23 protein-coding genes are annotated in these 21,703 nt (G+C 71.5%); 12 read left to right on the top strand and 11 right to left on the bottom strand.

Annotated elements, in window-relative coordinates; all coding sequences use genetic code 11:
- The first annotated feature begins 59 nt into the window (after window positions 1-59).
- Window positions 60-632: a helix-turn-helix domain-containing protein gene (locus tag K6U06_RS12745; RefSeq protein WP_262322321.1), complete on the top strand. Its 573-nt coding sequence runs from the start codon at window positions 60-62 to the stop codon at window positions 630-632.
- A gap of 39 nt (window positions 633-671) precedes the next feature.
- Here K6U06_RS12745 and K6U06_RS12750 read toward each other — a convergent pair whose 3' ends face one another.
- A complete protein-coding gene (locus K6U06_RS12750) occupies window positions 672-1,361 on the bottom strand; it encodes a YczE/YyaS/YitT family protein (RefSeq protein WP_262322322.1) in 690 nt (229 codons plus the stop codon).
- A gap of 60 nt (window positions 1,362-1,421) precedes the next feature.
- Between K6U06_RS12750 and K6U06_RS12755 the strand changes: the two genes are divergently transcribed.
- Window positions 1,422-2,837: a PLP-dependent aminotransferase family protein gene (locus tag K6U06_RS12755; protein WP_262322323.1), complete on the top strand. Its 1,416-nt coding sequence runs from the start codon at window positions 1,422-1,424 to the stop codon at window positions 2,835-2,837.
- A gap of 48 nt (window positions 2,838-2,885) precedes the next feature.
- On the opposite strand, the gene K6U06_RS12760 is transcribed toward K6U06_RS12755, so the two are convergent.
- Complete coding sequence (locus K6U06_RS12760) at window positions 2,886-3,449, bottom strand: TetR/AcrR family transcriptional regulator (protein ID WP_262322324.1); 564 nt, start codon at window positions 3,447-3,449, stop codon at window positions 2,886-2,888.
- 94 nt (window positions 3,450-3,543) lie between these two features.
- On the opposite strand from K6U06_RS12760, the gene K6U06_RS12765 reads away from it, so the two are divergent.
- Window positions 3,544-4,428 carry an aldo/keto reductase gene (locus K6U06_RS12765; protein WP_262322325.1) on the top strand — a complete coding sequence of 295 codons (885 nt, stop codon included), beginning with the start codon at window positions 3,544-3,546 and terminating at the stop codon, window positions 4,426-4,428.
- Between the two features lie 51 nt (window positions 4,429-4,479).
- Here the strand turns inward: K6U06_RS12765 and K6U06_RS12770 are convergent, their stop codons facing one another.
- Window positions 4,480-5,112, bottom strand: a complete 633-nt coding sequence (locus K6U06_RS12770; RefSeq protein ID WP_262322326.1) for a TetR/AcrR family transcriptional regulator — start codon at window positions 5,110-5,112, stop codon at window positions 4,480-4,482.
- A 171-nt stretch (window positions 5,113-5,283) separates the two neighbouring features.
- Between K6U06_RS12770 and K6U06_RS12775 the strand changes: the two genes are divergently transcribed.
- Together K6U06_RS12775 and K6U06_RS12780 are read left to right on the top strand one after the other, a co-directional pair.
- Window positions 5,284-5,979 carry an SDR family NAD(P)-dependent oxidoreductase gene (locus K6U06_RS12775; RefSeq protein ID WP_410051042.1) on the top strand — a complete coding sequence of 232 codons (696 nt, stop codon included), beginning with the start codon at window positions 5,284-5,286 and terminating at the stop codon, window positions 5,977-5,979.
- Between the two features lie 136 nt (window positions 5,980-6,115).
- A complete protein-coding gene (locus K6U06_RS12780; RefSeq protein WP_262322328.1) occupies window positions 6,116-6,616 on the top strand; it encodes a hemerythrin domain-containing protein in 501 nt (166 codons plus the stop codon).
- Window positions 6,617-6,813: 197 nt separating this feature from the next.
- Here K6U06_RS12780 and K6U06_RS12785 read toward each other — a convergent pair whose 3' ends face one another.
- From K6U06_RS12785 to K6U06_RS12810, 6 genes are all read right to left on the bottom strand, one after another.
- Window positions 6,814-7,875: a TetR/AcrR family transcriptional regulator gene (locus K6U06_RS12785; protein WP_262322329.1), complete on the bottom strand. Its 1,062-nt coding sequence runs from the start codon at window positions 7,873-7,875 to the stop codon at window positions 6,814-6,816.
- A 146-nt stretch (window positions 7,876-8,021) separates the two neighbouring features.
- A complete protein-coding gene (locus K6U06_RS12790; RefSeq protein WP_262322330.1) occupies window positions 8,022-9,239 on the bottom strand; it encodes a CaiB/BaiF CoA transferase family protein in 1,218 nt (405 codons plus the stop codon).
- Complete coding sequence (locus tag K6U06_RS12795) at window positions 9,236-9,940, bottom strand: enoyl-CoA hydratase/isomerase family protein (protein ID WP_262322331.1); 705 nt, start codon at window positions 9,938-9,940, stop codon at window positions 9,236-9,238. Before K6U06_RS12795 ends, K6U06_RS12790 begins: the two co-directional genes overlap by 4 nt.
- Window positions 9,941-9,951: 11 nt before the next feature.
- A complete protein-coding gene (locus K6U06_RS12800) occupies window positions 9,952-10,791 on the bottom strand; it encodes an ABC transporter ATP-binding protein (protein ID WP_262322332.1) in 840 nt (279 codons plus the stop codon).
- Window positions 10,784-11,635 carry an ABC transporter permease gene (locus K6U06_RS12805; protein WP_262322333.1) on the bottom strand — a complete coding sequence of 284 codons (852 nt, stop codon included), beginning with the start codon at window positions 11,633-11,635 and terminating at the stop codon, window positions 10,784-10,786. Before K6U06_RS12805 ends, K6U06_RS12800 begins: the two co-directional genes overlap by 8 nt.
- Window positions 11,625-12,515: an ABC transporter substrate-binding protein gene (locus K6U06_RS12810; protein WP_262322543.1), complete on the bottom strand. Its 891-nt coding sequence runs from the start codon at window positions 12,513-12,515 to the stop codon at window positions 11,625-11,627. Before K6U06_RS12810 ends, K6U06_RS12805 begins: the two co-directional genes overlap by 11 nt.
- On the opposite strand from K6U06_RS12810, the gene K6U06_RS12815 reads away from it, so the two are divergent.
- The 6 genes from K6U06_RS12815 (at window position 12,421) to K6U06_RS12840 (ending at window position 18,806) form a co-directional block, all read left to right on the top strand.
- On the top strand, window positions 12,421-12,681 hold the full coding sequence (locus tag K6U06_RS12815; protein ID WP_262322548.1) for a hypothetical protein: 261 nt from the start codon (window positions 12,421-12,423) through the stop codon (window positions 12,679-12,681). The two genes, K6U06_RS12810 and K6U06_RS12815, sit on opposite strands and share 95 nt — an antisense overlap.
- A gap of 239 nt (window positions 12,682-12,920) precedes the next feature.
- Window positions 12,921-14,006 (top strand): ABC transporter permease, encoded by a 1,086-nt coding sequence (locus K6U06_RS12820; protein ID WP_262322334.1) that lies wholly within the window; start codon window positions 12,921-12,923, stop codon window positions 14,004-14,006.
- Window positions 14,007-14,022: 16 nt separating this feature from the next.
- Entirely contained in the window at window positions 14,023-15,585 is a 1,563-nt protein-coding gene (locus K6U06_RS12825) for an ATP-binding cassette domain-containing protein (protein ID WP_262322335.1), read from the top strand.
- Window positions 15,582-16,157, top strand: a complete 576-nt coding sequence (locus K6U06_RS12830) for a TetR family transcriptional regulator (RefSeq protein ID WP_262322336.1) — start codon at window positions 15,582-15,584, stop codon at window positions 16,155-16,157. The genes K6U06_RS12825 and K6U06_RS12830 overlap by 4 nt, the downstream gene beginning before the upstream one ends.
- Window positions 16,158-16,344: 187 nt before the next feature.
- Window positions 16,345-18,258: an HD-GYP domain-containing protein gene (locus tag K6U06_RS12835; RefSeq protein ID WP_262322337.1), complete on the top strand. Its 1,914-nt coding sequence runs from the start codon at window positions 16,345-16,347 to the stop codon at window positions 18,256-18,258.
- A gap of 101 nt (window positions 18,259-18,359) precedes the next feature.
- Window positions 18,360-18,806, top strand: coding sequence for a hemerythrin domain-containing protein (locus tag K6U06_RS12840; RefSeq protein ID WP_262322338.1), 447 nt, complete (start codon window positions 18,360-18,362; stop codon window positions 18,804-18,806).
- 23 nt (window positions 18,807-18,829) lie between these two features.
- Here K6U06_RS12840 and K6U06_RS12845 read toward each other — a convergent pair whose 3' ends face one another.
- Together K6U06_RS12845 and K6U06_RS12850 are read right to left on the bottom strand one after the other, a co-directional pair.
- Window positions 18,830-19,543, bottom strand: coding sequence for a DUF542 domain-containing protein (locus K6U06_RS12845; protein WP_262322339.1), 714 nt, complete (start codon window positions 19,541-19,543; stop codon window positions 18,830-18,832).
- Between the two features lie 14 nt (window positions 19,544-19,557).
- Complete coding sequence (locus K6U06_RS12850; protein WP_262322340.1) at window positions 19,558-20,253, bottom strand: helix-turn-helix transcriptional regulator; 696 nt, start codon at window positions 20,251-20,253, stop codon at window positions 19,558-19,560.
- A 117-nt stretch (window positions 20,254-20,370) separates the two neighbouring features.
- Here K6U06_RS12850 and K6U06_RS12855 point away from each other — a divergent pair, with 117 nt between their 5' ends.
- Complete coding sequence (locus tag K6U06_RS12855; protein ID WP_262322341.1) at window positions 20,371-21,600, top strand: MFS transporter; 1,230 nt, start codon at window positions 20,371-20,373, stop codon at window positions 21,598-21,600.
- Window positions 21,601-21,703 lie beyond the last annotated feature (103 nt).

The following is a 21,703-nucleotide window of genomic DNA, read 5'->3' on the forward strand; positions in this document are numbered from 1 at the left end:
TACGGTACAGTGGCCTTCCCAAACCGCAACGGAACTTGCGGAATTCGCAAGGATGGATCGTGGCTGACGGAAGTGACATCGAGGCGGTGGTGCGGAGCCGGCTGCGGGCCCTGCGCACCACATTGGGTATGTCGCTAGATGAACTAGCCGGTCGCACCCACCTCAGCCCGTCCACCATCAGCCGGATCGAGACCGGCAAGCGGACGATCAGCCTGGACGTATTGCTGCCGTTGGCCAGCGCCCTCCAAGTCGACCTCGACGAGCTCCTCGCAGCGCCGGGCGACGACGACGTGGTCATCCGTCCGGCGCCGTGCCGCTCCGGTGAGCACACCACCTGGGCGCTCAGCCGCCCGACGGGAACGACGCTGGCGGCTCGGATGCGCCTGGAGCCAAGCGAGCGGGCCCCAGACCAGCGCGTTCACCCGGGACACGACTGGCTGTTCGTCCTCGAGGGACGGATACGGCTCTGGCTCGGCGAGCGGGCCATCACGGTGGAAAGAGGCGAGGCTGCCGAGTTCGCCACCATGACGCCCCACGCCATCACCGCGGTCGACCACCCAGCCGAGTTGATCATGATCTTCGACCGAGAAGGCCAGCGCTCCCATGTGTTGGCCGATCACCCGAGGGCGTAGCTCAGGCGGTCACCTCGGAGCCACCGTCGACCACGGTGGTCATCGGAGAAGCCGTGAGCTTCTGGCTCGCAGCGGCGACCGCAGGCGCCCCCCAGGGGGCCGGCGCGCCTCGCTGCGGTCCCACGCCAACGCTGGCAGGGTGAAGTGCACGATCGGTCCGATGGCCACCGCGTACAGGACGGTCCCGACGCCCACGTTTCCCCCGAGCAGCCATCCGGCGGCAAGTACCGTCAACTCGATCCCGGCGCGCACCATCCGCACCGAATACCCCCGCCCGGCGAGCCCGGTCATGATGCCGTCCCGGGGACCGGGCCCCAGGCCCGCTCCTATGTACAGTCCGGTGGCGACCGCGTTGAGCGCGACCGCCCCGACCAGGACCGGTACCCGCACGGCCAGGGCTGAAAGGGCCGGCACCGCGGCCACCGTGGCGTTGAGGACCAGTCCTATCAGCACCACGTTGAGCACGGTGCCGAGGCCAGGGCGCTGGCGAAGGGGGATCCAGACCAGGAGCACCAAGGCGCCGACGATGATGGTCCAGGTGCCGACCTGCAGGCCGACCGACCGGCTGAGGCCTTGGTGCAAGACGTCCCAGGGGTCGACGCCCAGGCCGGCCCGCAACAAGAAGCCGTCGCTGATGCCGTAGAGGGTCAGTCCGCCGAGCAGCCTGGCCAGTCGGTGGGGGCGGCGGCCGGGGGGCAGCGCGACGGGCAACGCGACGGGCAACGACACCGCCCCATTATGGAGGCCGTGGCCTGCTCGTCAGCAGGCCAATCGGGATAACGTGGCCTGGTGGACGGGTCGAGACTGCGCGACGTTCTGGCCCCGGGGATCGCCGCTGGGCCCCGCGCCGGCGGGCTGGTCGCGGCGCTGCGTTCGGCGATCGTCGAGGGCAGGGTGCTGCCCGGTTACCGGCTGCCGGCGGAGCGCTCGCTGGCTGTGTCGCTCGGCTTGTCGCGCTCCACGGTGACGGCTGCTTACGACCAGCTACGGGGAGAGGGCTACCTGATCAGCCGCCGGGGGTCCGGGACCTTCGCGGCGCTGCCCGACACCACTTCTGGATGGCGCCCCGACGACGCTCCCGCGGACGCCGCCTCGGCGCCGCTTGATCTCACCATCGCAGCGATGCCGGCTCCGCCGTTGCTGGCCGAAGTGGCGGCCGCAGCCGCCGCCGCGCTGCCGGCGTACCTGGCCGGCAGCGGACTGGCCCCCGCCGGGCTGGCCGAACTGCGCGAGGTTGTCGCCCGCCGCTACAGCGAACGGGGATGGCCGACCAGCGCCAACGAAGTGCTCATCACCTCCGGCGCGCTGCACGCCTGGGACCTCCTGCTGCGGACCGTGGCCCGGCCGGGAGCGGTCGTGGCGATGGAGCAGCCGACCTATCCCGGGGTCATCGATGCCGCTCTCGCCCATCGGGCCCGGATCCGGCCCGTGGTCGTGGACGCCGCCGGCTGGCACCCAGGCGAAGCGGCCGACCGACCCGCCGTGCTGGCCCACCTCACCTTCGACGGTCACAACCCCACCGGCCAGTGGGCGCCCGACGCCGAACGCGAACGGGTGCTGGCGTCGTTCGACAGCTCGACTGTGGTAGCCGTCGACGAGTCGCTGCTCGACTTCCGCCACGACGCGCCGGTCACGTCGCCAGCGGCGCTACTGGGCCGGGCCGGAGCCACGGTGGTCGCCATCGGAACCATGAGCAAGTCCTTCTGGGCGGGTCTCAGGGTCGGGTGGATCCGGGGACCGGCTCCGTTGATCCACGCCGTGGCGGCCACCCGGGCAGGGCAGGACCTCTCGGCCCCGGTCCTCGAACAGCTGATCGCGGCCGGGCTGATCGGCCGGCGCAGCGAAGTCCTGCCCGCGCGGCGCGCGACCGTGGCGGGCCGCCGGCAGGTGCTGCTCGACGCCCTGGCCGTCCACTGCCCCGCATGGCACGCCGACCCTCCCGCCGGCGGCCTCGCGGCGTGGGTCGACCTCGGAGGGGGGTCCAGCAGTCGGCTGGCTGACGAGGCCCGCCATCACGGGGTCCGGGTCACGCCCGGACCGCGCTTCACCGTCCACGGCACCCACGACCGGTGGGTGCGGATCCCCTTCGTCCTCCCGCCCCAGCAGCTCGAAGACGCGATACGGCGGCTGGCGGCCGCCGCCGTCGACCTTCAGCCCGCTCGACCCCGGCGCCACGCCGCAGCGGACAAGGCCTGGACGGCGTAAAGGCGTTGGCCCGGACCGCTCCGAGCGGCCCGGGCCACCGGAGTGGGCTCAGGCCCGCAGGCCGGCGGCGAGGAGGTCGAGCAGCCGGTCGATGCGGGCGCGGTCGGCCGGTCCGTCGGTGGCGAGGAACACCCCGAGGAGGGCGGTCACGACGTCGTCGGGATCGACGTCGGCCCGCAGGGACTTCGCCTCGGCCCCCGCGGCGAGGATCGCCGCTACCGCGCCGGTGACCGCGTTTCGGGTGAGGGCAGAGGGGATCGCCCCGGCGGTGAAGACCGCCCGGAGGGTGTCAGCCATGTGGCGTTTCGTGGTGACGAAGTCGGCGTAGTTCCCCATCCACTGGCGCAGGGCCGCGGACGGTTCGTGGGCCGCGAGGAGGTCCTGCGCCTTCTCGCAGAGCGCATGCAGCTCGCTGCGATAGACCGCCTCGACGAGCGCCTCCCGGCTCGGGAAGTGGCGGTACAGCGTCCCGATCCCGACGCCGGCCTCGGCGGCGACGGCCTCCAACGCCGGCTCGTCGCCGGCGCCGAACGCTGCCGCCGCGGCGCGCAGCAGGCGGTCGCGGTTGCGCCGGGCGTCGGCGCGCTGGGGCGGTACTTCCTCGGAGATCAAGCGGAGGGGCCTCCGTTTTCGGTGGTAGGGTCGGCGATAAGCGGAGGGTACTCCGCTTAGTTGCTGTCTGCGTCTCCCGAGAGGATCCGATTCGATGAAAGAGCCTGCTTCCCGCCCTCACCCCGGCGCCCTCGGGTGTCTCGCCGGCCGTCCCGTCGCCCGCATCGGCTTCGGCGCAATGCAACTTGACAGCGGTCCCGGGGACGAGGGCGTCGCCTTGCTGCGCGCCGCGGTCGATCTGGGGGTCGATCACCTCGACACCGCCGAGTTCTACGGAGCGGGAGCGGTCAACAGGCTGATCCGCTCGGCGCTGCAGCCTTTCCCCGAGCAGCTGGTGGTCGTGACCAAGGTGGGGGCGGCACCGGACCCCGCCGGAGCGGTCGGTCTGCGCGCCGCGCAGCGGCCTTCGGAGTTGCGAGCCCAAGTCGAGGCGAACTTGGCGTCGCTCGGGGTCGAGAGACTCGACGTCGTCAACCTTCGCCGGATGGACACCCGCCCCGGGCTGCTGGCCGAGGGCGACCAGCGCGTCCCGCTCGAGGATCAACTAGCCGAGCTGAGCGCGCTCAGGGAGGAGGGCAAGCTTGCCGCGATCGGGCTGAGTCACGTCTCCGCCGAGCAGGTCCGCGTCGCGCTGGCGGCGGGCATCGTTTGCGTGCAGAACGCCTACAGCGTGGTCGATCGCAGCAGCGACGAAGTGCTCGAGACCTGCGTCCAGCACGAACTGGCGTTCGTGCCGTACTTCCCTCTCGGCGGGGCATTCCCCGGCAGGCCCAAGGTGGTCGAGCACCCCGACGTGGTCGCCGCGGCGCTCCGTCTCGGCGTCAGCCCGGCTCAGGTCGGGCTGGCGTGGTTGCTCGGTCGCGCTGCAAATACGCTTCTCATCCCAGGCACCCGCCGGATCGTGCACCTCCGGGAGAACCTGGCGGCCGGCGACATCGTGCTCGACGGCGACCCGATGAGCGCCTTGAACCGCCGGTAGCGCCGCCGGCGGCTCTTGGTGCCCGACCATCCGCCTTGGGATGGCGCCGGCTCAGCCCGCGTCGCCGTCGTCGCGCTGGGGTGCCTCGGACTCGGCCTCAAAGTGGTTCGGCTGGGACGGCAGCGCGGCCAGCCCGGCGCTGAGAGCTCGGCTGGCCACCCGCACGAGGTCGTCGTCGGACACGCTCGACACGCAGCGCAGACGGAGGAAGTGGCGGGCCACGGTCAGGCCGAGGATGCTGCTCACCGCGACGGCGGCCCGCAGCTCGGCGTCCGGGCCGCCGATCGCGGCGGCCAGGTTGGCGATCCGCTCGTCGAGGTGGCCGCGGAGGGCGTCGGAGGCCTCGGGCGCGGTCAGCATGGAGCGGACCAGCGCCCGCATCTCGGGGGGAAGCGGACCGGCCCGAACCTTGAGGACTTCGGCCAGATGCTCGGCTGCTTCGGACGGCTCGCCCGCTGGGAGCTGGATGGCGGCAGTGAACAGCGCCGCCTTCGATCCGTAGTGCTGCAGCACCAGCGACGGGTCGACCCCGGCCCGGCGGGCGATGTCGCGCACCGTTGTCGCCGCGAAGCCTCGGTCGCCGAACTCCTGGCGGGCCGCGTCGAGGATCCGCACCTGCGATGCGGCCCGACGGGTTGCCCGGCTCGTCTTTTGCCCCGGCCCCGCCCCGCCATCCGCTGCCACAAGTTCACTCTATGCGCGTTGAGTGAATCCTTACTCGTCGATACATTTGCTCAACACCTGTTGAGCAATCGGACCGGAAGGAACTGCGATGCCCGCACTTGTGGAGGCGACCACACCCGATGGCCGGCCTGCGCCGTCCCCGATGAGCGGCGGGCGGCGGCGGTGATCTCGGTGCCTACCAACGCCACCGTGCTCCTCATCGGCGCATCCCGAGGTCTCGGGCTGGCCATCGCCAAGGAATACGTCGCCAAGGGCGCGCAGGTGGTCGCGACCGTGCGGGGACCGGGCCGCACCGGGTTGCACGACCTCGAGGCGACCTCCGGGGGCCTCCTCGCCGTCGAGCAGGTGGACATCAACCTCCCCGAGCAAGTCGAGTCGCTCCGCCACCGTCTCGGGTCGCGCCGCTTCGACTTGCTCTTCGTAAACGCCGGGGTCGCCAACCGGCCGGAGGAGACCGTCGCAGACGTGGCCACCGAGGAGTTCACCCGTCTGATGGTCACCAACGCGCTGAGCCCCATGCGGGTGATCGAAACCCTCGGCGATCTCGTCGTCCCCGACGGCACCGTCGCGGTCATGTCCTCGGGTCAGGGCAGCGTCGCCAACAACCGGAACGGCGGCTTCGAGATCTACCGGGCTAGCAAGTCGGCTCTCAACCAGCTGATGCGCAGCTACGCAGCCCGCCACCGCGATGACGCGCGCACCCTCCTGCTAATGGCTCCCGGTTGGGTCAGAACCGACCTCGGCGGCCCCGACGCTCGTCTCACCGTCGACGAGAGCATCCCGCTCCTCGTGAGGACCGTGGACGCCCAACGGGGCCGGGCCGGCTTGCACTACCTGGACTACCGCGGCGCCGTCGTGGCGTGGTGAGCCCGGCCACCGGGATGGCCGGCGGGCGAGCTAGGAGGCCGAGCCGGGGACGGGGCGGGCTTGGTCGGGTCGTCGGGCGGGTACCCCAGACGGAGGGGAGGCGCCTGCCTCCCCTCCCAACCCTCAGAGGAGTCCCGTGCCCGACATCTGCGATCTGATCCTGGACGACCACGAGACGCTTCGACGGCGCTTCGCGGAGATGGACCAGAGCCGGTCCGACCCGGCCGCCTTGGCGCGGGTCTGGTCGAAGCTCGGCCCGTTCCTTGACCTTCATGCCGCAGCCGAGGAGGAGGTGTTCTACCCGACCCTTGTCAGGCACGGCGACGACGGCGAAGACGAAACCCTCGACGCCATCCACGACCACAACAAGATTCGCGACGCAGTGGCGGCCGCGGCCGGGGCGGAGATCGCCTCCGGCGCCTGGTGGGCCGCGGTCGAGGAGGCCCGGAACCAAAACAGCGATCACATGGCCGAAGAGGAGCGCGGCGCGCTGGCCGACCTGCGGTCCGGGACCGAACGGACCCGTCGCGACGAGCTCGGAGCCGCGTTCCTCGCGTTCAAAAGCGAGCACCCCGACGGCAGCCACCTACACGTCGAGGACAAGGATCCCGCCGGCTACGTCGACCAGCAGCGATGATCCATCCGCCTGCGGCTGGAGGGCCTGCTGGCGGCGACCCGCCCGAGGCCTTCGACCACGAACCGGCCGGACCTCGACGGCGGGGTCACTGCCCCTTGCGCCCGTTGATCGGGGCGGGCCGGGATTAGCGGACCCGTCGCGCCGGCCGCCGCGAGCCCCAGCATCGGCGGGGGAGCGCGGCGGTCACGGCGGCCGCTTTAGGGTGGGGCCAGGCGGGCCCAGGCCGCGAACACCCTCCGGTCCCAGGCGTCGATCTCGACGCCCAGCTCCCCGGCGAAGGAACGTCGATAGATGGTGTGCCCGAGCGCCAACGCCACTCCGGCCATGTGCCGGTTGGTGGGACGGAACCGGGGGGACACCCGACCGAACGGCTGGTAGGAGTCGTCGCCGTCGAGGGCCAGCAGCGCCATCAGCCGGGCCGGTTCGCCGTCGTTGATGCCGGCCGAGAACAGCAGGTCGCCGGGGACCCCCCCGTTGCTCGTCGGGTCGCCGCTCTCGGCCAGGCGGCTGCGCAGCGCAGCCAGCAGCAGCTCCCGGCGCGAGCCGAAGTGGTGGTAGACCAACCCTCGGTGGACCCCGGCCCGCTCGGCCACCTTGCGCAGGTTGAGCCCGGCCAGGATTCCCTCCTCGTCGATCAGGTCGACCGCCGCCTGCTCGAGCAGCCCGGCCGTCGAAGGGTCGGGCGACGACCGCCGAGAGGGAGGACAGGCGGGGATCTCAGCCGGCGGGGTGGACCACTCGAGCGCAGCGGCGCGACCCCCGATGCCCCCCACCAGGCGCAGGAAACGGGTGTCGAGCGTCGTGGTGTCGGTGTCCATCTGGCGGGCCAACCCGTCCCGGAACAGCACGTAACCGTATAGCAGGGAGTTCTGCACCCCAAACAGCGCCTCGATGTCGGTGTCGGCCGGCAGCGTCGCCTCTCGTACGTCGCGCTGGAAGTCGCTCATGGTCTGCTCCAGGAGCGGCATCGTGCGCAAGCGAGGATCGCGGTCGATCAGCAGCAGCGTCATGAGCTGCACCGCCGCCGGGTAGGTGAGCGTCGCTTTGGCCAGGACGCTCAGCCGGCGGCGGTAAACCGAGTACGGGATGGCCCGGAACGTGGTCTGCAGCTCTATGGCCCCGTGCCGCAAGGCCGATCGCATCAGGGCCTGGCGGTTCTGGAAGTAGTGGTACACCAGCGCCTTGGCCACGCCGGCCTCGTCGCCCACCTGCTGCAGGGTGAACCCGGCCAGCAGGCCGCCGTCGGTCAGTAGGCGCAACGCGGCACGCTCGATGGAACGATCGGTGGGCTCCCCGGTGACTCGAGCGTCCGAACGGGCCGCTGAGCGACCAGGGTTCACTCAGTCAACTTCCCATCGGTGCAGATCGGGGTCCTCCCGTACGGCGAGCAGGTTCGCCAGCCACCCTACATTGACGGTGTGTCAGGAGTCGACCAGGCAGAGACGGCCCCCTGCTCGAGCAGCCGTCCGATGTCGTCGGGGGGGTAGCCCAGATCCGCCAGCACGCTCCGGGTGTGCTCGCCGACGCCCGGCGCGGGGCGTGACTCCGGCCGGGCGTATCCCCCGAAGTGGTAGGGCGGGGCCGGGTATCGGTAGCCGCCGGAGCTTTCCGTTGTGGTGCTCGGGAACGACCCCAGGCGGGCGGCGTCGGGACCGTCGACGACCTCGCGGTAGCTGCGGATCGCTCCCGCGACGATCCCTTGACCGCTCAAAAACTCGACGGCTTCGGCCGGCCCCCGCGGGTTGAGGGCTTCGGCGATGAAGCAGCGCATCGCCTCGCGGTTGGCGATGCGGGCGTCGTTGGTCGCGAAACGGGGGTCGGCCACCATCTCCGGGCGCTCCAGCGCCTCGCACAGCCGGGCCCAGTGCGCCGGCGTGTAGGCCGACACGACGATCTGGCCGCCGGTGAGGGTGATGACCTCCGCAGCGGGCGCCGCGCTCGGGTAGCCGTTGCCCTTGCGGACCGGTTCGGACCCGGTGGCGAACATCTGCACCCACGCAGAGCCCTGCATGTGCAGCGCGACCTCGAGCAGGGACGTGTCGATGACCGTGCCGCGGCCGCCCTCGCCGTGCTTGTCGCGCCGGTAGAGCGCGGCGAGCACGGCCATCGCCCCGGCGTAGGCGGTGGCTTGGTCGACGACCGCGAACCCGACCCGTTGCGGCTCGCGGTCGGCGTCGCCGGTGACCGACATCATCCCGCTCTCCGCCTGGGCCGCGATGTCAAGGCCGGCCCGGCGCGGGTCGGCGCCGGCCCCGAACGCGGTGATGGACAGGTAGACCACCCGAGGGTTCAGCTCCAGGGACTGCGCTGGCCCGAGCCCGAGGCGGTCCATGGCTCCTGGGCGCATGTTCTGGATCACGACGTCGCTGGCGGCGACCAGACGCCGGCCGACCTCGAGGCCCGCCGGCTGGCGGAGGTCCACTGCGAGACCCAGCTTGTCTCGGTTGTTGGTCGCCACCATGGCATCCCCGAGCGCCCCGGCGTCGCGGGCCGCCTCGCCGCCGACCGGTTCGACCTTCACCACCACCGCGCCCATGTCGGCGAGGATCTGCCCGACGGCGGGACCGGCGATGAACTGCCCGAAGTCCGCCACCCGCACACCCTGAAGCGGCCCGCTGGTCATGAGCGCTCGCCACCAGACCCGGTCGCGGCCGCGACCGCCGACGCGAACCCGCCGGCGTCGCCTCTGGCCAGGCGGAGGCTTTGCTTGGTGGAGCGACCGGCCCACGCTGGGTAGGAGGCGATGTCCGACGCGAGCCGGCGGGCGTGATCCAAGACCTCCTCGTCGGCTGTCACGTCGAGCGCGATGCCGAGGCGGCGCAGGTCGGGACCCTTGAACCGCCGGCACGACAACGCCAGCTGCATCCCAACGGCGGGCGGGTAGCGCAAGGCCAGCCACGCCGCGTTCATGGGCATCGGTACACCCATCGCGGCCTCGGTCATCTGCAGGTATGCGTGCTCGCCGGCGACGATCAGGTCCGACGCCAGCGCCAGGGCGGCTCCGGCGTTGATGGCCCCTCCCTCCAGGCAGGCGACGACGGGGATCTCCAGGTCCGACAGGGCTTGGTGCACGGCCCCCCACACCGGCAGCGACAGGGTGGAGGGGTCGACCTCGTCGAGGTCCAGGCCGGAGCAGAAGAAGCCTTCGGCTCCGCGCAAAAGCACCGCCCCGGCGTCGCTGACGGCCAGAGCGGAGAAGACGTCCCGCAGCGAGGCGATGCTGGTGGCGGTCAAAGCGTTGCGGCGAGCGGGCCGGTTGAGGACGACCTCGGCGACCGCGCCGAAGCGTTCGACTAGGACCGGTCCCGCCGTGTTGTCGATCATCGTGGGTCCATTCACCGGGCCGGGTCGTCGCGGAGGGAGTTGCGCAGCTCGCGGAGCAGCGCCAGATGATCCCCGGTCAGCTCGTCGGAGGTGCCGTCGTCGCCGACGCGGGGAGGTACGGGGGTGTCGGCCGCGAACTTCCCGCCGCTCAGCACGATCACCCGGTCGGCGAGGAGTACCGCCTCGTCGAGGTCATGGGTGACGAATATGACGCTTCGGGCCGGGCCGTCGGCCAGGAGGGCCCGGAACTTCAGCCGGACGCTCTGGCGGGTGTCGGCGTCGAGCGCCGCGAAGGGCTCGTCCATGAGCAGCAGCTCCGGTTCGACGGCCCACGCCCGCACCAGTGCCACCCGCTGGCGCATCCCCTGCGACAGCTGCCACGGCCACCTGCTCGCGGCGTCCTCCAACCCCACCAGGTGGAGGTAGTGCTGGGCCCGGCGTCGACGCTCATCGCGCTCGACGCCCCGCAGCTCCATCCCGTACTCGACGTTGCGCGCCGCGTTTCGCCACGGGAGCAGGGCGTCGCGAGCGGGAACGAACCCGATGGAGGCTCGGGCCTCGGCGGGGGGCATGCCGAGCACCGACACCCGCCCCGCCGTCGGTGCCAGCAGCCCGGTCAACACGTTGAGGATCGTGGTCTTGCCGCCACCCGATCGACCGACCAGCGCGATGAACTGGCCCCGCGGGACCTCCAATGAGAGGTCACGCAGTACTTCGTGGCGGCCACCGTCGGGGTGGGTGAAGGTCACCGACAGGCCCTCGAAGGCCACCGCGGGCCCGGCCGCGGCCGGCGCGGAGGCGTCGGGGAGGTGCTTATCGGGGCCCGAACGCATCGTCAGCGGCTCAGACATCGTCGGGGCGCCAGCGCAGCAGCCAACGTTCGGCGGTCGCCATGATCATGTTCAACACGCTGGCGATGACCGCCAGGACCAGAAGAATCCCGTAGACCGCGTCCATCTGGTAGTTGTTCGAGTACAAGGTGATCAGCTGCCCCAGACCGATCTGGGAGGCGATGATCTCGGAGCCCACCACGCCGAGCAGGGCGTACACCAGCCCGAGACGCAGACCGGAGAAGATCGCCGGGACCGACGCGGGCAGCAGAACCTTGTAAAACAGCTGCGGTTTGGTGATGCCGAAGACCGCTGACATCCGGAGCACCTCCGGGTCGGCGCTGCGCACCCCGGCCTGCGCGGCGGCCACCACGATGAAAACCACGATGCTGAAGGCGAGGGCGACCTTGGCTCCGATCCCGATGCCCAACCAGACGATGAACACCGGTGCGAGTGCGATGCGGGGCATCGCGTTGGCCGCGTCGAAGGAAGGTGTAACGACCCGCTCGACGCCCCGCAGCAATCCGAGGGTGATCCCGATCGCCACGCCGACCACCGACGCCAGCCCGAACGCCACGACCACCGCCTCCATGGTCGCCGCGGTGCTCCGCCACAGCTGCCCCGAAGAGGCCGATCGGTCGAGGAACGACAGCACCTGGGAGGGGGACTTGCCGATGATCGGGTCGACCAGACGCGTCGAGATGACCAGCTGCCATATCCCGACCAGAGCCGCGAGCACCACGAGCTGCCAGAGGCGCAGCACCACCTTCGAGCGGGTCACCCACCGCCGCGGCGCGCGGCCCATCGACGCCGGGTCCCTCACGGGCGGTGCCGCGGCTTGCACCGCGGTTGCCTCACTGACCACAGGACGCGTCCACGGTAGTGCTGTACGCCGGTGTGGTACCGCCGGTCAGCCACGACGGCTGGGCGCCCCACACCGATTCGGGCAGCGCGCTCGAGTAGGTGGGGAGAGCGTCTTTCAGCTCGCTTTGCGCCTCCGGTACCGGGATCGACAGCTGCTTGGCCACGATCTGAGAAGCCGCGTCGAGGTTCGCGGGGTCCTCGGTCCACGACACCGCCTGCCTCATCGCTTTGCAGTAGTTGTTGAGGGTCGCGGCGTGCGCCTGCATGAACGACCGCGACGTGGTGTCCAGCTCGCCGAGGGCGTTGTCGGCGGCCGGTCCGGCGTTGCCTTTCATGTCGGGGTTGACCACCTCGACCGCGTCTACGCCAGCCTGCTGGATCGTCTGGGGAGGGTTGGCCACCAGCGCGTCGACCTTGCCGTTTTTCAACGCGAGGATGGCCGAGGTCACGGTGCCGGTGGCGATGTAGGTCACGGAGTCGGGCGAGACCCCCGCCGACTGCAGGACCGCGTCCATGTACTTGTTGACGATACCGCCGAGCGCGGTCACCCCGATCTTGAGCCCCTTGAGGGACTTCACGTTCGCCGGGAAGCCGGCGTCGGCGGAGCTGGTCGCCTTGGCCTTGGCCACCACGACGGGATAGGCGATGTACTGGACGAAATCACCGAGCACCTCCAGGTTGGAGGACTGCCTGGCCACCGCGAAGCTGACCGACGAGGCGCCGTAGGCGACGTCGACGCTGCCCGAGACCACCGCCGCCGCCAGAGCCGGGCCGGTGGTGAAATCTATGAAGTCGGCCTTCACCCCGTGCTGCGCGAAGAAGCCCTTCTGGTCGGCGATGACCCAGATGCTGCTGCTGGTGTTCCCCGGGAAGATCCCGATCTTGACGGTGGTCGGCGACGGCCCGGCGCCAGCGGCCGCCGGGCCGGCGCTCGACGGGGTGGCGCTCGACGGGGTGGCCGAGGGCGCCTTGCTCCCGCTGGAGCAGCCGGCGAGCAGTGCGCCGACCAGCACGGTCGCCACCGCGCCGTGGATCTTCCTGACCTGAAACCGGCTGCTTGACGGCCGCATGGATGTCCTCCCCTGGGCTCCTTGGTGAGCGCGGACCAACTGTAAACAACGCCTGACGAAGTGTCAAGGAGTAGTGACGGTATGGCAAGGGAAGCTGACGTTGTGTCAGTCAGCCGCCGAACCCCGACCGTCCCCCTTCCACCCGCGGCTATTTCAACAGATGTAGAGTTCAGTGGATGCCGGGCCGTTCGGAAACCGGGCCGTGAGGAGATCCGCATGCGGGCGATGGTCGTCAAGGAGTTCCGCCAGTTGCTACGCGACAGGCGAACGCTCGGCCTGTTGGTGGCGCTCCCGGTCGTGTTGCTGGTCGTCTTTGGTTACGCCGCCAACTTCGACGTGTCGAACGTGCGGACCGCCGTCGCCGGCCCGCACGCGGCCGAGGTCGCTGCGCAGCTCCACGCCCCCTTCGACGTGACCGCGGTCGACCCCGGGGGTACGAGGGTGACCCTCGAGCACCAGCTGCGCGACGGGAACGCAGCGGTCGGGGTGCTCGCAGGACGGGCTTCGACGGAGGTGCTGATGGACGGCACGCAGCTGTTCGCGGTCCAAGCGGCCCGGGCGGCCCTCGCCCGCAGCGCCCAGGCGGGCGCTCCCCCCGGCGCGGCGAGACCGGCCGCCACCGTGCGGGTGCTCTACAACCAGAGCCTCAAAACGTCATGGATCATGATCCCCGGGCTGACCGGGCTGATCTTGCTGTTCATCGGCACCCTCATCACCAGCCTGGGGATCGTCCGGGAGCGACAGGCCGGCACCATCGAACAGCTCGCGGTGATGCCGTTTCGACCCTGGGACGTGATCGCCGGCAAAATCTTGCCGTACCTCCTCCTCGCGTCGATCGATCTGATCGCCATCGTGGCGGTGGGGATAGGCCTCTTCGGCGTGCCCTTCGTCGGCAGCGTGGCCACCTTCGCGCTCGGGGCCGTGCTGTTCCTCCTCGTCGCGTTGGGCATGGGAGTGCTCATCTCCACCGTCTCGCAGAACCAGGGCCAGGCCATCCAGCTGGCGCTCATGTTCGTCGTTCCCCAGATCCTCCTTTCCGGGCTGATCTTCCCGGTGGGTGCCATGGCGGTCGGGGTTCAATGGATCGCCCACGCCCTCCCCCTCACGTACTTCGTGGAGGTCAGCCGCGGCGTGATGCTGAAGGCCGAGCCGCTCGTCGCGCTGTGGATACCGATCGTCGTGCTGCTCGGCATGGCCATCGCGGTCCTCGGCCTGGCGGTCCTGCGGTTCCGGCGGGACCTCGCCCCGAGCGCCAGGCGGGGCTCGATCGACGGTCCGCAACCCTCGGCCGCGCCGCGATGAGCGAAGGAGGGCAGCGATGACGTGGGGAGTGGAAGGCGCCACGGTGACCTTCGGCCGGAGGGTCGCGCTCGACGGGGTGTACCTCGATGTCGCCCCTGGCTCGGTCACCGTCGTCGTCGGGGGCGACGGGGCGGGGAAATCCACGCTGCTACGGGCGATGGTCGGGTTGGTCCGCCTCTCCGCTGGTCGCGCATCGCGCCCGGCCAAGGCGCGCATCGGTTACGTCCCGGCGACCGCCGGGCTCTATGTCGACCTGACGGTGCAGGAGAACCTGGCTTTCGCCGGACGGGCGTACCGCGTGGGAGCCGAGGAGTACCGGGCCCGCTCCGAGGAGCTAATCGAGCGGATCGGCCTCGCCGATGCCCGCGGCCGCCTCGCCGGCCGGCTCTCGGGTGGCATGCAGCGCAAGCTGGCCGTGGCGATGGCCCTGCTGCACCGCCCCGCCCTGCTGGTCCTCGACGAGCCGACGACCGGCGTCGACCCGGTCAGCCGTTCGGAGCTGTGGCGGCTCATCGCCGGGGCGGCCGCGCAGGGCGCCGGGGTGGTGGCCGCCACCACCTACCTCGACGAGGTCACTCGCGCCTCGAGGGTCCTTCTTATGGAGGACGGCAGGACGATCGCCACCGGCTCACCCTCCGAGGTCCTCGCCGCGGTTCCCCGGTCGGGGCACGCTCCTGGCCGGGACCGCAGCGCCGATTGCCCCCGAGGGGGCGGTCAAGTCGCTCTGGTAGGGGCCCGATCGGCCACCATCCGCTTCGGGGAGGTCACAGCCGTCGACGGCGTCGACCTGGAGGTCGGCGCCAGCGAGGTCGTCGGATTGCTCGGGGCCAACGGCGCGGGCAAGACCACCCTAATTCGGATGCTGCTCGGCCTGCTCCCACCGTCGAGCGGATCGGTGTCGCTCTTCGGCCGGCCGCCGTCGCGGGCCGGCCGCCGTCGGCTGGGGTACGTGCCCCAAACCCTCGGGCTCTACGCCGACCTGACCGTCGACGAGAACTGGTCGTTCGTCGCGTCGGCCTTCGGGATCGGGGGCTTGGCCCTTCCCGACAGCCTGGCCGGCTGGCGCCACGAGCCGGTGGGGCGCCTGTCGCTCGGGGTGCAGCGACGGGTGGCGTTCGCGGTGGCATTCTCCCACGACCCCGAACTCCTCGTCCTCGACGAGCCGACGTCGGGGGTCGGCCCGCTGTCTGGCTCGCGGTTGTGGGAGGACATCCACTCCAGCGCCCAACGAGGCACCGGGGTGGTGATCACCACGCACAGCATGGAGGAAGCGGAGCACTGCGACCGGTTGGTCGTGATGGCGGCGGGACGGGTGGTCGCGTCCGGCACGGTGGCCGAGGTGATCGGGCAACGCACGGTGGCCCAGGTCGACTGCGACGACTGGAGACGGGCGTTCGCCGTGTTGGACGGCGAAGGCCTCACCGTCCAAGCACGCGACGGCCGGCTGCGGGTACCGGGCACCCCGGAAGGGATCCGGCACCTGCTGGAGCGCCATCACATCCGAGGCGACGCGGCGGTGGTGGCCGCCAACCTGGAGGAGGCCTTCGTCGACATCGTCACCAACCGGCCGCGACGATGACTCGCTCAGGACGGCGCCCCGGGTCCCCCGAGACCCGGGCCCATATCGTGGCGGTGGCCCGGCGGGCCTTCGGGGCGCGAGGCTACGAGGCCACCTCACTGCGCAGCATCGCGGCGGGCGCGGACGTGGATCCCGGCCTCCTGGTCCACTACTTCGGCACCAAACAAGGGGTGTTCCGCGCCGCCCTCGACGACACGATCCGTCCCGGCGAGCTGTTCGCCGGGCTCGAGGGGCTGGGCCGGCGGGAGACCGCCGATCGCATCGTCGGCCGCTACCTGTCGATGCTGGGGCGGCCCGACGCCCGGGACGTCATCATGGGCTTGGTCCGCTCGGCGGTCTCCAGCGACCACGCCGCGAACATGCTGCGGACGCTGCTGGTCCAAGAGGCGCTGACGTCGCTCAGCGCGCTCGCCGGGGGACCCGACGCCCAGCTTCGCGCCTCGCTCATCGTGTCTCAGCTGATCGGCATCGCCATGCTCCGCTACGTGGTGCGAGCCGAGCACCTGATCAGAGCCACCGACGATGAGCTGATCGAGTCGGTCGGCGCCGCCATCGAGCAGTACCTGCGGTAGGGGAACGGTCCCCGGCTTGGCGCTCGGCGGACCCGTACGCGCCGCGCCGGGAACCGTCTGGCAGCGTCGCCAAACGCGCAATCGCCGCGTAATGCGAACGCCTTGGTGGCGCCTGCCCCCTCGAGGGTGCAAGCTGTGCCGTGGCGGATGGACGCGCCTACCCACACCACGGAGCGGAGCAGGGGATATGGACATCGACAACCAGACCAGCCGGTGGGCTTCCCACTCGGTCCTGTCGCTGTTGTTGAGGGCCGCGATCGTCCTCGTGCCTGCCGGTGTCGCGGTGGCCGTAGGGGCGGTGGCCAGCCATGTCGTGCCCGCGCCTTCCGGGCTGGGGCCGCGTCTGGCGTGGCTGGCGGTGCTCCTCTTGCTGTCGACCTTGCTGCTCGTCGTGGTGGACCGCCAGCTGCGGCGCCTGCTGCCTCTCGCCGTTCTCCTCAAGCTGAGCTTGGTCTTCCCCGATCGGGCGCCGTCGCGGTTTCGTTCCGCGATGCGGATGGGGTCCGCCCGCCAGATCCAGGACCGCTTGGAGCAGGCCCGAGCCGGCGGGCGGCCGGGCGAGACGCTCGACGAGGCCGCGCTTCGCATCGTCGAGCTGGCCACCGCCCTGCGGGTCCATGACCGCCGCACCCGGGGCCACTCGGAGCGCGTCCGGGTGTACGCCGACATGCTCGGCGAGGAGCTCGGCCTCAGCCCCGATGACCGGTCCAAGCTGCACTGGGGGGCGTTGCTGCACGACATCGGCAAGCTCGGCGTCCCGACCCAGATCCTCAACAAGGCCGGGAAGCCGAGCGCCGACGAGTGGACGGTGCTGCGCGGCCATCCCATGGCGGGCAAGGAGATCCTGTCGCCGCTGGCGCCGTGGCTCGGCGAGTGGGCCTCCGCGGCGTGGGAGCATCACGAGCGGTGGGACGGAGCCGGCTACCCCCTGGGACTGGCCCGCGCTGACATCAGCGTCGCCGGGCGGATCGTCGCGGTGGCCGACGCGTTCGAAGTGATGACCGCCACCCGTTCCTACAAGAAGCCGATGTCGGCTGCGGAGGCCCGCCGGGAGCTGACCCGCTGCGCCGGCTCCCACTTCGACCCCGACGTCGTACGGGCCCTGCTCACCTTGTCGGTAGGCCGGCTCCGAGCCGCAATGGGCCCGATGACCTGGTTGGCGCAGCTGCCGCTGCTCGGCTGGACCGCGCCGGCGGGGATGCCGGCGACCATCGGCACCACGATCGCCGGAGTGGGGCGGACCATCGTGTTGGCCAGCGCCATCCACTCCGTGGTTCCCGCCGCGGTCGGCACCCTCGGACCGGTGGTCGAGGTGTCCGCCACAGCGCCGGCGGCCGCTCACACCTCCAGCGGCCATCCAGCTCCGGCGGTCACGACCGGCGCGGTCCGCGGCCAGCAGATCAGCCTCGACGCCCGGATCAACGCAGAGGTGGCGGGCGGCGCGGCGCCGACCGCCGGCGCCGGGTCGCTGGCGTCGACCGCCGGCGCCGGGTCGCTGGCGCCGACCGTAGCCCGCTCCGTCGCGGCGACAAGCTCGCCCGGCCAAGGCGGAGACGGGCACGCTTCGCCGCTCGGGCAGAGCAGCTCCGACGGCCCGGCGACGCAACCGGGCTCTGCGTCGGGCGCCGGCCGCTCGGAGGAAGCGTCTCCAGGCGTCCCGGCGAGCTCTGAGCGGTCCTCCCGTGGCGCGCAGCCGACGACCCCGTCGCAGTCATCCAGCGGTGGCCACCCGACCCACCCTGTGACGCCCGGGGCCACCGACGGCGCTCCCGGCAACCGGCCCGACGCGCCCCCCGTCGGCCCACCTGCGTCCGCTGGCCCACCCGCGTCGGCCGGCGCTCCTGCGTCCGCTGGCGCTCCTGCGTCCGCTGGCGCTCCTGCGTCCGCCGGCCCACCCGCGTCGGCCGGTGCTCCTGCGTCCGCCGGCGCTCCGGTGAGTCATGGATCGCCTACGGTCGCCCCGTCCTCTCCGACCGCCGTCCCAGGCGCTGGCGCAGCGGCTAGTGGTAGCAGCGCGGCGGGGAACGGGCGCAGCTGGTCGGGGAGCGGTAATGGCGCCGGCCAGTCGAGCGGTACGCCCGGCGGGGTAGCCCACCCCTAGCCCTCGCGAACGCGGACCACGAAAGGACCTTCGCCTCTGGGGCGCGCCGCCTCCGGGCGCCGATGCTCTTGGCCATGTGCGACTACTGCGACTGTCGGGACGTGGCCCCCATCCGGGAGCTGTCGGAGGAGCACGACGCCATCGGCGTCATCGCAGCCCGGGTGCGCAGAGCCATCGGCGACGGCGATCATGCGGCGGCCGGGGCGGAGTTGCGCCAGCTGCAAGCCGCGCTGGCCCCCCACCTCCAGCGAGAGGAGGCGGGGATCTTCGCCCAGCTGGCCGCCCGGGACGGGTTCGCGTGGTACCTGAGCACGCTGATGGCCGACCACGCCTCGGCGCGCGCCGATCTGTTGGGGGTGGACCCGGACGGCGCAGGGTGGGACGGGCGGGTGCTGGCCGGCCTCGACGCCCTGGCCGAGCACATCAGCCTCGAGGAGTACGACCTGTTCCCGGCCAGCCGGATGATGATCGACGACCACGGCTGGGCCGAGGTCATCGCCGCCCACGAACGGCTGCGCCACGCCGCGGCCGCGCCCGCCGGCCGTTGAGCCAGGCGGTTCCCGCAGCCCGCTCAGCGTGTGGCGGTAGCGCCGACCGAGGAGGCCTCGAGGTCCCGGGCCGCGGGGAACAGCACCGAGTTTTCCTTGAGCACGTGGAGGTGGGTGTCAGCCTCCAGGTGGGCGAGGCGCTGGTAGAGCAGCCGGTAGCTGGCGCAGCCGTCCTCGGGGACCTGGTACCCGCCGGTGCGGCCCCGCAGCTCGCCGAGCAGCTCTCCGACGGTCTCGTGCTCGGCGGTCATGACCGCGATCGGGTTGGCGATCGTCCCGAACCCGAAAGTCGCAGGCCCCGCTGCGAGCGCCTCGATGGCAGGGAACAACACCCGGTCCTCCTTCGCCATGTGCGGGAGCAGGTCGTCGCTCAGGGCGGTGACGAGCCGGTCGACCTCGACCAGCTCGGGGTGGCGGCCGGCGTGGACCCCGGCGACCTTGGCCGCCAGGGCGACCAGCTCGGGCAGCTCGCTTTGGAGGTAGTCGTGGTGGACGGCCTGGATGTGGCGGGCCAGCTGCGAGGGTCCGTAGCCCGCCCAGTCTGCGCTCGGGGCGGTCACGGTCGTCTCCAGCGCCGCGGTGGCCTCGGCCAGCGGGACGCCGGCGGCCGAGCAGGCCTCAGCCAGCGTGGCTTCGCCGTGGCAGCAGAAGTCCAGACCGAGCCGGTCGAGGGTGGTGGCCAGTGCGGGGTTGGCCAGGATCAGCTGCTCGAGGGATGTGTCGGCGGGGACCGGCATGGGGGTGCCTTCTTTCAGTTGGTGTTCACGGTCGGGTCGGGAGTGTCGGTCAGGTGGACCACGCACAGCAGCGGGTCGGACTGCACCAGGGGATCCAGACCGGCCACCGCTACCGGTGCGCCGAGGGCCTGGAAGGTCTGTCGGAGCATCCCGAGATGAACGCCGCAGACCACCGCGCGCTGCTCGCGGGCCAGCTCCGCGAACGGGCAGCGTCGCAACAGGATCCGCTTGTCGTCGGCGACAGGCGAGAAACCCAGGCGCTCCATGATCCCGGTTACCGCGTCGACCGCTTGGGCCGCGTCGACCCCGCCCACGGGGAGCCCGGCGCCGCTGACCGCCGCGCTCCAGCGCCGGCCGGCCCGCTCCGCTTCCGCTGCGGGGTCCGGCGCGCTGGCCAGCTGCGCCGCCAGGACCCGGGCCAGCTCCCGGTAGTCGGCGTCGTCTTGAGCCTCGACGCTGTCGGGTGGCGTAGGCCCGCCAGCGGTCGTCACCCTCGAGTACAACACCCGCGGCCGGCCCGGCTGGGTCCGGTCCTCACTGGCCCTCTCGACCAGGCCGGCGTCGGTCAGCTGCTCGAGGTGGACCCGGGCGGTGTTGCGGTGCAGACCCACCAGCTGGCCTGCCTCAGCCGCGTCGAGCGGCCTGGCGGCCGCCGAGAGGGCCTCTAGGAGCTCCACCCGGCTGTCAGCGGCCAGCGCTTTGCGGGTCACCGAATCAGAGATGTGCCCTACGCCACGGCCAGCCACCCTTGAAGTATGGCTCATGACCATGTTAAAAACAATCGATACGAGGAATATTCCCATGACCGCATTCGAGAAGAAGGAACGATGACCCCCTCACCCGCCCCCCAAGTCAAGGCCTCGACCGCCGCAGTGATGCTGGCGTTGGCCACCGTCGGGTTCACCGTCAACTTCTGGGCGTGGGCCCTCCTCAGCCCGCTCGGAGCCACCTACCGCAAGTCGTTCCATCTCAGCTCCTTCGAGCAGGCGTTCCTCGTCGCCATCCCGGTCCTGGTCGGCTCGCTCGGCCGGATCCCCGTCGGGGCGCTCACCGACCGCTTCGGGGCGCGGATCATGTTCCCCCTCATCACCGCCTTGACCATCGCCCCTGTCGTGTTCATCGGCTCCTCGGGTGACAGCTACGTCAAGGTGGTCGCCGCCGGCTTCTTCCTCGGGCTGGCCGGGACGGTGTTCGCCATCGGCATCCCGATGGTCAACGCCTGGTTCGGCGCCGCCAAGCGCGGCCTGGCGCTCGGGATCTTCGGGATCGGGATGGGCGGCACCGCCATCTCCGCGCTCAGCACCGTCAAGCTGGCCGACCACCACGGCCGGGCGTTCCCCTTCTACCTCGCCGCCGCGGCCCTCGCCGCCTACGCGATCCTCTCCGCCGTTTTGCTCCGCGACGCCCCCGGGCGGACCCCGGTCACCGCAGGGATGTGGGCCCGCACCGCCTCCGCCATGCGGCTCAGGGTCACGGTGCAGCTGTCGTTTCTCTACTCGGTCGGCTTCGGCGGCTTCGTGGCCTTCAGCGTCTACCTGCCGACGTTGTTGAAGACCTCCTACGGCCTGTCGCCGGGATCCGCCTCTGACCGCGCTGCGGGGTTCGTACTGGTCGCGGTGGTCATGCGCCCCGTCGGCGGATGGCTCTCCGACCGGTTCCACCCGATCCCGGTGCTCATCGCCAGCTTCGCGGCGGTGGCCGCCCTGGCCCTGGTGGTCGCCACCCACCTGGCCCTGGTCCCCGGCGCCACCGCGTGCTTCTTGGCCATGGCCGCCGGGCTGGGCGCCGCGGCCGGCGCGTGCTTCGCCCTGGTCGCCAAGGTCACGCCCGCCGACAAGGTGGGCGCGGTCACCGGGGTGGTCGGCGCCGCCGGCGGGCTCGGGGGCTTCCTCCCTCCGCTGGTGATGGGCGCGGTCTACGGCTGGACCCACAGTTACGCCATCGGCTTCGTCCTGCTCGCCGCGGTCGCGGCGGCCGCCGCGCTCTACACCGGCCAGGCGATGCTCCAAGCCGGCCAGGACCGGGCGGCGACGGTGGCGCTGCCCTTCGCGGCGTGACCCGCCGGACCCGCCGCCGCGCCCGGCCGCCTAGGTTGGCCGGCGCGGCGATGCATCTGACACCGACGGGCCGCGCCCGGGAGACGACGTGACTTCAGTAGAG

This window comes from Acidiferrimicrobium sp. IK, assembly GCF_025499425.1.
Taxonomy (GTDB): Bacteria; Actinomycetota; Acidimicrobiia; order Acidimicrobiales; family Palsa-688; genus Acidiferrimicrobium.